Genomic DNA, 11,639 nt, shown 5'->3' on the forward strand with positions numbered 1-11,639 from the left:
GTTTCGTCTATATCGGGATGGTAAAATAACTGCATTGCTTGGATCTGGTTTTTCGTTGATTTGTGTAGTTTTAAAAATAAAGGAGCACGGAAACATCTTTTTTGCTAACAGATTTAGCCCTCATAGTCTGTGCCATATCGCACTAGCCTAATTTACCGCAACCTTGGTAAAAAGCGCTAGAGGGCCACTAAGGCGCTGTTATCACTTTCTTGAACGGCCTATATTACATAGCGTGCCTGGGCGGTGATATCCTGGTCAGAGAAACTCTGTTCCTTATATTTTAAGTAACCTACGATTCCTATCATCGCGGCATTGTCTGTGCAGTACTCAAATTTTGGTACGTAGGTAGTCCAGCCCCAACGGTCTTCTGCTTCCTTTAAGGCTTGTCTTATTCCAGAATTGGCAGATACCCCTCCGCCAATGGCAACCTGCTTTATGCCCGTTTGCTTAACAGCTTTTTTAAGCTTATCCATTAAAATTTGGACGATGGTATGCTGTATGGAAGCGCAAATATCATCCCTATTCTCTGCTATAAAATTAGGGTTGTTCTTAGTTTCTCGCTGTATAAAATATAGGATGCTGGTCTTTAATCCGCTAAAACTAAAGTTTAGTCCCTCTACTTTGGGTTTTGGGAATGGAAAGGCCTTGGCATTGCCCATTTGTGCATATTTGTCTACCAGGGGTCCTCCTGGGTAGGGGAGCCCTAAAATTTTTGCGCTTTTGTCGTACGCTTCGCCCACTGCATCATCCAAAGTTTCCCCAATAACTTCCATTTCAAAATAACTTTTCACTAAAACTATCTGGGTATGCCCGCCGCTAATGGTCATAGCGAGGAACGGAAAGCTGGGCGACTGATAATTGTCTTCTGCGATAAAGTGCGATAATATATGGGCTTGCATGTGGTTCACCTCAATTAATGGGATGTTTAATCCCAGTGCTAACGACTTGGCAAAAGAGGTGCCAACCAGTAAAGATCCCATTAGTCCCGGTCCGCGGGTAAAAGCTATGGCAGATAACTGATTTTTATCGATATTTGCCTTAGCTAAGGCTTGGTGTACCACTGGAACAATATTTTGCTGGTGCGCCCTTGAGGCAAGTTCTGGAACAACCCCACCGTACTCCTCATGGATTTTTTGGGTGGCCACCACATTGCTTAGGGCACTGTTGTTCCACATCACCGCGGCGGAGGTGTCATCACAGGAAGATTCTATGGCAAGAATATATGTAGCTTTATTTTCCACTTGTTTTGGAATTTGGAATAAAAATTGAATGTACAAAGGTAAAACATTAAACCCTATCAAAAAATTAAGAAAATTTCTAGTCAGAGTATTTTTAGTATTCGTACTCTTAGGAGTACTGGGTAGTTTGTTGCTCTCTCTTCCCTTTGTACAAACCGGATTTGCCAGATATGCCGCTGCGGCAATTAACGCTCAGTTTGGTACCCATATCCATATAGATCGCATGCGATTATCGCTTATTACCTGGCAAACTTCCCTCAATGGGGTTTTTGTGGAGGATTATAAGCAGGATACCCTTTTTTATATCGGGAACTTGCGGACTTCCATCCTGGATGTTGGGAATTTGATAAATGGAAATTTGGAATTTGGGGATATCAATATAGAGGAGTTAAATTTTAAACTCAGGACCTATAAGGACGAAAGTAATACCAATCTGGAGGTTTTTGTGGATAAGCTGGACGATGATAAGCCCAGGGATCCCAATTCCCCGCCCTTTATTCTCTCCTCTTCCCAGGTAGACATTTCCAAGAGTCTTTTTAAACTTATCAATGAGAATAAGGAAGGGCCAGAAATACTGAGCTTTAAGGATCTCAATATATCCGCAGCCAATTTTAATATTACGGGTCCGGAGGTAGTTGCCAGTATTAATGGGATGTCCTTTGAGAGCGGAAGGGGGTTAATCGTAGAAAAGTTGAACACGGACTTTAAGTACACTAGGGAGCAAATGCGTTTTGATTCCCTTGCTGTAAAAACCGCTCAATCCCAATTAGCAGGAAATGTAGTGTTTGATTATGAGCGGGAAGATTTGGCCGATTTTATGAACAAGGTGAAAATAGACGCCGAGTTTGTAGAGTCTACCGTGGCTTTAAACGAGATCAATCTCATGTACGATCAGTTTGGTAGTGATAAAATAGTGCTTTTTTCCTCTCAGGTAGATGGGGTGCTGAATAACCTAAATACCAATAACCTCTATTTAAATATGGAGAATACGGGGATTAGGGGCGACTTTACCTTTAAGGATCTTTTTAAACCTGATGGTAATTTTTCCCTAAAGGCAAACATGAGGAATGTTACCTCTAGTTACTACGAGTTAAGGGCCTTGCTACCCAATGTTTTAGGGGATGTACTGCCTTCCTCCATAGAAAAGCTGGGGCAATTCACCATCCGTGGGGATGCAGATATCACCCAAACCTCCATAAAGACCAGGGCCAATATCCAAACGCTTATAGGGAGTAGCTATGTGGATCTGGAGCTATCGGAAATAGATCATATAGACAACGCCTCCTATAAGGGGTTTGTGGCGCTGATAGATTTTGATCTTGGGGATTTGATAGAGAATGATAAGGTGGGACTAACCAACCTGGATTTTAATGTGGAGGGTAGGGGCTTTGTTAAGGAAACCCTTAATACGGAAGTAATCGGGGAGGTGTATTCCCTTAATTTTAACGGGTATGATTACAAAAACCTTAAAGTATCGGGGATTTTAAAGGAGCAGCTTTTTGATGGATCCCTTTTGAGTGCCGATGAGAATATTAAGTTTTCGTTTAAGGGGCTGGCCGATTTTGAGGAGAATAGGAATAATTTCAATTTTATTGCCTCGGTAGATTATGCCGATCTAAAAAAGTTGAATTTCACCAAGGATAGTGTTTCCATTTTTAAAGGGGATATCAGTATGGATATTACTGGGAATTCCTTAGATGATATTGCGGGAGATATCAATTTTAGCAAAACCGTTTTTCAAAATGTAAACGACACCTACTATTTTGATGACTTTAAGATATCGTCCACCTTTGAGAATGATACCACTAGGATTATCGATATTAATTCCCCGGATATCATTACGGGTTACCTAAAAGGGAATTTTAAGGTGAATGAAATGGGTAGGTTGCTACAAAACTCGCTGGGCAGCATCTATACCAATTATCGGCCATTTAAAATTTCCGGGAATCAGCGACTCGCCTTTAATTTTAAGATATACAACAAAATTGTAGATGTATTTTTTCCCGAGGTAAAGTTCGATCCCAACACCTTTATAAGAGGGAATATTATTGCTGATGAAGGTGATTTTAAATTAAGCTTTAAATCACCCAGCATCAAGGCTTATGGGAATGAGCTAGACGGTATAGAGGTTAGGATAGATAATAAGAACCCGCTGTTCAATACCTATGTATCCGTAGCGGATATGGCAACACCCTATTACGATGTGAAGGATTTTAACCTGATTAATACCACCTTAAAGGATACCTTGTTCTTTAGGACGGAATTTAAGGGAGGGAGCGATTTTAACGATAGCTATAACCTAAACTTCTACCATACTTTTAATGAGGAGAAGAAATCCGTAATCGGTCTAAAAACGTCCGACCTTAGTTTTAAGGGGAATAAATGGATACTGAACAAAGAAGGGAATAGTAAAAACAAGGTGGTAATCAATAGTACCCTAGATAGCATTGTGATTCAAGAAATGGTGATGAACCATAATGATAAGGAGCAGATTAGGCTAAGGGGGCAGTTGGCCGACTCCACCTTTAAGGATGTGCAGTTGCAATTTAGTAATGTCTCCTTGGAAAAAATTACTCCGGAAATAGATAGTCTTAAGTTAAATGGGGAGGTGAACGGCATCCTCAACTTACTGCAAAAAGACAATATATACCTGCCGTCCTCCAATTTGCGGATCACAGAACTGGGTATTAACGGATTCACCTTGGGTGATTTGGGAGTCGGGATAGTGGGGAATAAGGACTTAACAAGTTTTGTGGTGAATTCTACCCTGGTGCAAAATGGGGAGGAGCGACTCAGTGTGGTGGGGAATATTATAGATGACGTTGACATCGATCCGCAGGCAAATCTTATCGTGGACTTTAATAACTTTTCGTTAGAGCCTTTTAGTCCGCTAGGCGAAGGGGTTATTACCAATATTCGTGGAATGTTGCAGGGAAGTGCCCAATTAAAGGGACCTTTGAACAATCCTATTATGAGTGGATTGTTAAGTTTGGACAAGGCCGGTATTGCCATTCCCTATTTAAACGTGGACTATAGTTTTGCGCCTTTCTCAAAAGTTAGACTTACCGAGCGCTCCTTCCACTTTCAGGAGGTGAAGTTAACGGATATCGATATGAGGACCAATGCCACCTTGGATGGTACCATTACCCATAATTTCTTTAGGGATTGGAGTTTGGATCTAAATGTAGATACGGACAATAACCGCTTTTTAATATTAAATACTCCCTTTAAGGAAGAGGTGCTATACTATGGTACGGGTTACTTAAACGGCCGAGGGAGGATTTATGGGCCTACCACTGCACTTACTATTAAGGTAGATGGGGAGACGGCAAAAGGGACTTCCCTAAAAATTCCGATTAGCGATGTGGCTAGTGTGGGCGATTTCTCCTTTATCAATTTTGTGGGGAAAAAAGAAAATGGAGACGATGCCCCGCAAAGGGTCTTGAAAGAAGTGGAAGGATTAGAACTGGCCTTTAACTTAGATGTTACCCCCGAGGCCGAGGTAGAGATTGTAGTGGATACCAAAACGGGGAGCTCCCTAAAAGGTACCGGGGTGGGAATCCTTTTTATAGAGATCAATACCAATGGTAAATTTAATATGTACGGGGATTTTGTGGTGGTCACCGGGGAATTCCATTATAAGTTTGGGGGTATTATAGATAAGACGTTTAGAGTGAAACCCGGGGGGAATATTACCTGGGAACGGGATCCATTGGCAGCCCAATTGAGCATGGAAGCCATTTATTCCCTCAATGCCAATCCGGCTCCCTTGTTAGATAGTCCAGGCTATACCCGGCGTATTCCTACCGATGTGGTAGTGCGATTAACGGGGGAACTGGAGAGTCCGATTATCGATTGGCATATCGATTTCCCCGGGACCAATTCCATTGTGAAGTCGGAATTGGAATACCGCCTGCAAGATCCTACTATTGCAGAGAGGAATGCCTTGTTCTTACTGGCTCAGGGATCCTTTGTAAACGAGCAGACGGGAATTAATCAGCAGGCAGTTACGGGGAACCTCTTGCAATCGGCATCGGGCTTATTAAATTCTGTATTGGCGGGAGATAATGATAAATTAAACCTAGGGCTCTCCTATGAGCAGGGAATTTTGGATAAGAATGCCGATATACAAACTGAGAACAGGATTGGGGTAACCCTTTCCACCCAAATAAGTGATAGGGTGTTACTAAACGGCAGGGTAGGGGTTCCGGTAGGGGGAGTGTCCGAAACTGTTGTTGCCGGGGATGTGGAAGTTCAGATTTTATTGAACGAGGAAGGTACCCTGAGTGCCAAAATATTCAATAGGGAAAATGAGATTCAGCAGTTCTTGGCAGACCGCCAGGGATATACCCAGGGAGTAGGACTTTCCTATCAGGTAGATTTTGATAGTTTTAAGGCATTATTGCTGAAAATATTAGGGAAAGGGAAGTAAGCTGAGGGGGCTATTTTCTTAAAATATTTTTTAGTGTAAAATATCACTCCCACTACTATATTGATTGTGAATTTAACAATCCGAAGAAAAATACGCAACGAAAACGTTTTAGTGCTGACTTATTGTCAAATTATAGCTAAAGTCCTGTAATAATTGGAATAAGTTTGCTAGTTTTGCTTTTTTAAAAATTTAATGGCTTCAACAATAAGAAAAATAGGTGTTTTAACATCTGGGGGGGACTCCCCTGGGATGAATGCTGCGATTAGATCCGTAGTACGTACCTGTGCGTATTTAAAGATAGAATGCGTCGGGATTTATAGAGGATTCGAGGGCATGATGGAAGGCGATTTCAAAGTCTTGGATGCCCGTAGTGTAAATAACATAATCAATAAAGGAGGGACCATCCTTAAATCGGCCCGTTGTGTACCTTTCAGAACTAAGGAAGGTCGACAAATAGCGTATGACAAGCTTAAGGAAGCGGGTATAGATGCTTTTGTGGTAATCGGTGGCGACGGTAGTTTTACGGGAGCGCTCACCTTTAATAAGGAATTCGATTTTCCTATCATGGGAATTCCAGGGACCATAGACAACGATATCTTTGGAACTACCTACACCCTTGGTTTTGACACCGCACTGAATACCACGGTAGAATGTATAGATAAGATCAGGGATACGGCGAGCTCACATAACCGACTGTTCTTTGTAGAGGTTATGGGAAGAGACGTGGGGCATATCGCATTAAATGCCGGCGTAGGAGCAGGAGCAGAGGAGATTTTGATTCCTGAGGAAAACCTAGGATTGGAACGATTGTTAGAATCGCTTAAACGCAGTAAAGAGTCTGGGAAATCTTCCAGCATCGTAGTTGTGGCGGAAGGTGATAAGACCGGTAAAAACGTTTTTGAGCTAAAAGAATACGTAGAGGAGCACTTGCCAATTTACGATGTACGTGTATCGGTACTTGGGCATATGCAAAGAGGAGGAGCCCCCTCCTGTTTCGATCGGGTGCTGGCCAGTAGAATGGGTGTAAAGGCGGTAGAGGCGCTATTGGAAGGGAAGACCAACCTAATGGTGGGTATCCAGGACAATGCCATTACCCTAACCCCGATCAGCAAAGCAATAAAGGGACACACTAAGATCGATAAGGAGCTATTGAGGGTTTCTGAGATCATGACCACATAATTAAATATTAAAACAGAAGAAAATGTCAAATTTAAAAGTAGGAATAAACGGATTCGGAAGAATTGGAAGATTGGTTTTTAGAGCCATAGCCCAAAGAGATAATGTAGAGGTAGTTGCCATCAATGATTTGTTGGATGTTGAGCATTTGGCTTATTTGTTGGAGTATGATTCCGTACACGGGAAATTTGATGGTACCGTTGAAGTTAAGGACGGAAACTTGGTAGTGAACGGGAAGACTGTTCGTATTACTGCTGAAAAAGATCCAAAGAGCTTGAAGTGGGATGAGGTAGGCGCTGAGATCGTTGCGGAATGTACCGGAATATTTACTACCTTAGAGAAGGCTCAGTACCATATAGACGGTGGTGCCAAAAAAGTAGTTATTTCTGCACCATCCAGTGATGCCCCAATGTTTGTTATGGGTGTAAACCATAAAGATGTTAAAGCATCCGATACTATTGTTTCTAACGCATCTTGTACTACTAACTGCCTTGCGCCAATGGCAAAGGTATTGAACGATAGTTTCGGGATAGAGGAAGCTTTGATGACTACAGTACACGCTACTACTGCTACTCAGATGACCGTAGATGGTCCTTCTAGAAAAGACTGGAGAGGTGGTAGAAGTGCCTTGTTAAATATTATTCCAGCTTCTACAGGAGCGGCTAAAGCGGTAACTAAAGTAATTCCTGCTTTGGAAGGAAAACTTACTGGAATGGCATTTAGAGTTCCAACTGCTGATGTATCTGTAGTAGATTTAACAGTTAGATTGGAAAAAGAAACTTCTTACGAGGAAATTAAAAAGGCCTTTAAAGCAGCTTCTGAAGGTGAGATGAAAGGAATTTTAGGTTATACCGAAGAAGCGGTTGTTTCTCAAGACTTCATCGGAGATGCTAGAACTAGTGTTTTTGATGCAGGAGCGGGAATCGAGTTGAACTCTAAGTTCTTCAAAGTAGTTTCTTGGTATGACAACGAAGCAGGATACTCCAACAAGTTGGTAGATCTTGCTCAATATGTTCATTCTCTATAATATAAGATCTATAATAAACTTTGAAATCCTGAAGGTGAACATTCTTGTTTGTTTTCAGGATTTTTTCTTAATACCATTGCTTTATGATATTGATAGTTGATAGTGGTGCTACAAAATCGGACTGGATCGCTTTAGACGAATCAGGAGATCAGTTGTTCATGACACAGACCTTAGGACTTAGTCCGGAGGTATTGACCAGGCCTGTTATAGAAGACCGCTTGGCCAACAATTTTGAGCTTTCTAAAAACAGGGAGCGTGTTACCCATTTGTTTTTTTATGGGGCAGGTTGTGGTACCGATAGGATGAAGAAATTTTTAGGGGAGATTTTTAAGGAGTTCTTTCCAAATGCTAAGGCCGATGTGAAGGAAGATACCTATGCCGCTATTTTTGCCACTACAAAGGTAGGGCAGCAGGGGATAGTTTGTATTCTAGGTACAGGCTCCAATTGCAGTTATTACGATGGGGAGCGCTTGCATCAAAAAGTTACTTCCCTAGGATATATCCCTATGGATGACGGGAGTGGTAACTTCTTTGGTAGAAAATTGATCCGTGATTATTATTTTAATAAAATCCCTAAAGACTTAGCAGCTAAGTTTGCCAGTGAGTACGATCTGGATGCGGATGTAATTAAGGAGAACCTATACAAGCAACCCAATCCAAATACCTATTTGGCTACTTTTGCCAGGTTTATTGTGGAAAACAAAGACCACCCCTACTGTAGAGGGGTGATCGATAAAGGTTTCCAGCAATTTGTAAATAACTACATTATGCAGTTTGAATTGGCTACCAAGGTTCCCGTAAGCTTTGTGGGTAGTATTGCCCATTACCTGCGCGATGAGCTAACCGCTGTAGTCCAGAGGAACGACTTAGTTCTTGGAGTTATTAGACAAAGACCTATAGAGGGCTTGGTAGAATTTCACAGGGCTAATCTTTAACAGCGATCATAGAGATTTCAACGTTCACAAACTTAGGGAGGTTGGCAACCTCCACCGTTTCCCTAGCTGGAGCGGTCTCTGTGTTAAAGTAAGAGCCATATACTTCGTTGATCAGTGAGAACTGATGCATGTCCTTCACAAAGATGGACGATTTCACAACATTTTCAAAAGTCATTCCCGCTTCGGTGAGAATGGCTTTTAAATTTTCCATAGACTGCTTCGTTTCCTTCTTAATGTCGCCCTTCACCAATTCCCCTGTCTTTGGATCAATGGGGATCTGTCCTGAAATATATAGGGTGTTCCCTGTAAGAACTGCTTGATTGTAGGGGCCTATCGGCGCTGGAGCGTTGGTAGTGTTCACTATTTTTTTCATGAGTTCTGATTTTATGGATTTATATATTGATAATACGGTTTTGAGTTAGAAGTTGATTTTAGTATGCGGAACAACGGTTGAAAAGTCAATGTTTGATGGAGGGAGCGCAACTTGAAGCTGCAACCACCATTTATTTAGCATTTTTTAGCTCTCTAGCTCTCTAGCTCTCTAGCTCTCTAGCTCTCTAGCTCTCTAGCATTCAATCTTATCGCCTCCTAGTAGGTCTACTACGATTCTCCCACTTAAGGTCTTGCAAGATAGAGCTCTTGATTCCAATAAAGAAATACCAGCGTTTGTAGGTTCCAAAGGGTGTCCAGTTAAAGTTCATCCTAAAGCTCTTTAAATCCCTCTCAAATCGCAATTGGGTAAGGGTAAAGCCTTTGTTCTTAAAGTCGTACCCAGAAGATCCACCCACTTTCCACCTCGGGGATAGTTGAATGTTCCCGGAGAACATCAGCGCATGACTCCCAATGGCGTTTTGCCTATTGTTGTTGCTGTAGTTTACTGCGTAAGACATTCGTAGGTCCCAAGGTAGTTTAGTGCCGTAATAGGGGTTCTCTACGTCTTCTCCGCCATCCCGGTCGTCTCCTGGTCGATTGTTAAAGTCCTCGGCCTTTCCAAAAAGGTCATCGTCCCGTCCACCACTGGAAGCAACATAGTCGTACTCATTTCTGGAATCCTCTTCCTCTTTATCTTTCTTCCCAAAGGACTTGCTACTTATGGAGTAGCTAATATTTGCCCTGGCATTGGTAAGTCTAAAAAGGCTACCTCCGTTGTCTATATTAAAGGTATTTATCCTGGTCCCGTTGTTATCAATGGCATAGGGGTCTAGGCTGGCCCCAAAGTTGATAGACATTTTGTTGTTCAGGATATTGGTTCCTCCATTAATATTTAGCGGACTCAACTTTAGTGAGTCGGCCTCAAAATTATACCCAGCAGATAGGTTTAAGTTGCTCAGCAGGGAAATCTTTTTGGGTTCTGTAGCGGTAGAATCCTTACTGCGCACCTTGGCCTCTAGCTGGTTGCCCAGGGAAAAGCTCATGGAACTCGACTTGTTAAGGCCTGGAGCGCCGTTTAGGGTACCTTCGAACCTACTGTAAAATCGCTCTTCGTTATTGCTGTCTACGTAGCTTTCGTAAAACTGATCAAAAGAGGGGGTGTACCCATAGCTTAAAGACGGCCTCATTACGTGGCGTATGGCTTGAATCTTTTTGTCTTCCCCAAAGTTAAAGGTTCCGTACAAGGTGGTTCCAATGCTGGTGCTCAAATTGTACTTGTGGTAACGGTCAAACCCACTAATGGTATCCGTAACTACCAATCTCTTGGTATCCTGGTCGTACTCCCGCTTAAAGGTTTCAATAGCCCATACGTCCTCATAGGATCCGCCCACACTAACGCTAAAGTGCTTGGCTACCTTAAAGTTAGTGCTCAAGGGAATGCTGTGTCTGGCACCAAACTTGGATTCCTTGAACATTCTACTGGTTAAAAAATCCTCTTCCGTGGTCCTAATGCTGTTTCGGGCGTTTAGGTTGTATTGGAAGTTTACGTTCTGAATAATCCCCTTTTTTATTCCTTCCCTAGGAGCAAAAGGGTAGATCCGTTCCATACTTGCCTGTAGGGTGGGCAGGGTAAGGTCTACCGCTCCCGTATTGGTATTCTGGTTATGGGTGGCCGTAAGACTGGTGTTTACCGACGGATAGGCCGGAAAAGTCTTGGAGTAGGAGATAGAGGACGATAAGTTGTTTACCTGGGTATTGGGCAGGTTTTGTTGTAATAGGGAGTTCCTATAATAAGAACTACTCCCCAAGTTTACAGACGCCTGGAAACGAGAATTGGGATTGTTCTTCGGATCCTGGGAATGGGAAACCTGAATATTGTAAATGGTGGTCCTGCTATAGTCGCTAAATCCTTTCTGACTCGTAATAAGGTTTTCGTACCTAAAATTAATGTTCCCTCGGTATTTATAGCGCTTGGTGTAAATAGATTGCGTTCTAAGTCCGTAACTCCCATTGGTATAGAGGTCGCCCGTTAGGGTAAGGTCTACATAATCGTTAATGGGGAGGTAGTAACCCCCATTCTGTAAAAAATAGCCCCGTCCAGGATCGCTTCCAAAGGTAGGCATCATTAACCCTGCGGTTCTTCCTACGGTTAAGGGGAAATAGGCAAAGGGGAGGGCTATAGGCGTGGGGACATCGGCAATATATAAATTACTGAAACCTGCAATCACCTTTTTCTTGGGTACAAACTTTGCTTTGTTGATCTTAATGTAATAATCCGGGTTCACCGTATCCTTAGAAGTAGTAAGCTTCCCCTTGCTCAGGAAATAAACGGAGTCGTTTTCTTTTTTGGTGACCTCGGCATAGACTTTCATGGCATCACTGCCCAGTTGTCCTAGACCTGCCTGCTGCTCTGTTCTAGAATTCCAAATAATGGCCTTTTGGGTATCAAAATTAAAGCG

Annotated in this window: 7 protein-coding genes; 4 read left to right on the forward strand and 3 right to left on the reverse strand. The window is 42.4% G+C overall.

The window, feature by feature from the left end; translation table 11 throughout:
- Positions 1-218: 218 nt before the first annotated feature.
- Positions 219-1,241 carry a tRNA (adenosine(37)-N6)-threonylcarbamoyltransferase complex transferase subunit TsaD gene (gene tsaD, locus F1E73_RS15420; RefSeq protein WP_150452438.1) on the reverse strand — a complete coding sequence of 341 codons (1,023 nt, stop codon included), beginning with the start codon at positions 1,239-1,241 and terminating at the stop codon, positions 219-221.
- Between the two features lie 28 nt (positions 1,242-1,269).
- Here tsaD and F1E73_RS15425 point away from each other — a divergent pair, with 28 nt between their 5' ends.
- The 4 genes from F1E73_RS15425 to F1E73_RS15440 all read left to right on the forward strand — a co-directional run bounded on the left by F1E73_RS15425 (position 1,270) and on the right by F1E73_RS15440 (position 8,808).
- On the forward strand, positions 1,270-5,670 hold the full coding sequence (locus F1E73_RS15425; protein WP_150452439.1) for a translocation/assembly module TamB domain-containing protein: 4,401 nt from the start codon (positions 1,270-1,272) through the stop codon (positions 5,668-5,670).
- 192 nt (positions 5,671-5,862) lie between these two features.
- Positions 5,863-6,849, forward strand: a complete 987-nt coding sequence (gene pfkA, locus F1E73_RS15430; RefSeq protein WP_086475433.1) for a 6-phosphofructokinase — start codon at positions 5,863-5,865, stop codon at positions 6,847-6,849.
- A 22-nt stretch (positions 6,850-6,871) separates the two neighbouring features.
- A complete protein-coding gene (gene gap, locus F1E73_RS15435) occupies positions 6,872-7,873 on the forward strand; it encodes a type I glyceraldehyde-3-phosphate dehydrogenase (RefSeq protein ID WP_086475434.1) in 1,002 nt (333 codons plus the stop codon).
- Positions 7,874-7,956: 83 nt separating this feature from the next.
- The gene (locus tag F1E73_RS15440) at positions 7,957-8,808 is read left to right on the forward strand and encodes an N-acetylglucosamine kinase (RefSeq protein WP_086475435.1); all 852 of its coding nucleotides are present in this window, start codon (positions 7,957-7,959) and stop codon (positions 8,806-8,808) included.
- Here F1E73_RS15440 and F1E73_RS15445 read toward each other — a convergent pair.
- Complete coding sequence (locus F1E73_RS15445; RefSeq protein ID WP_150452440.1) at positions 8,798-9,181, reverse strand: RidA family protein; 384 nt, start codon at positions 9,179-9,181, stop codon at positions 8,798-8,800. The two genes, F1E73_RS15440 and F1E73_RS15445, sit on opposite strands and share 11 nt — an antisense overlap.
- A gap of 205 nt (positions 9,182-9,386) precedes the next feature.
- Positions 9,387-11,639, reverse strand: a 2,253-nt coding sequence (locus F1E73_RS15450) for a putative LPS assembly protein LptD (RefSeq protein ID WP_150452441.1), incomplete at its 5' end; no start/stop codon positions are given.

It is taken from the genome of Arenibacter lacus (genome assembly GCF_008711145.1).
Lineage (GTDB): Bacteria > Bacteroidota > Bacteroidia > Flavobacteriales > Flavobacteriaceae > Arenibacter > Arenibacter amylolyticus.

Coding starts and splice junctions, on each gene's coding strand:
- F1E73_RS15440 (WP_086475435.1), top strand. CDS start 7,957: ATGATATTGATAGTTGATAGTGGTGCTACAAAATCGGACTGGATCGCT.
- F1E73_RS15425 (WP_150452439.1), top strand. CDS start 1,270: ATGTACAAAGGTAAAACATTAAACCCTATCAAAAAATTAAGAAAATTT.
- pfkA (WP_086475433.1), top strand. CDS start 5,863: ATGGCTTCAACAATAAGAAAAATAGGTGTTTTAACATCTGGGGGGGAC.
- gap (WP_086475434.1), top strand. CDS start 6,872: ATGTCAAATTTAAAAGTAGGAATAAACGGATTCGGAAGAATTGGAAGA.
- F1E73_RS15445 (WP_150452440.1), bottom strand. CDS start 9,181: ATGAAAAAAATAGTGAACACTACCAACGCTCCAGCGCCGATAGGCCCC.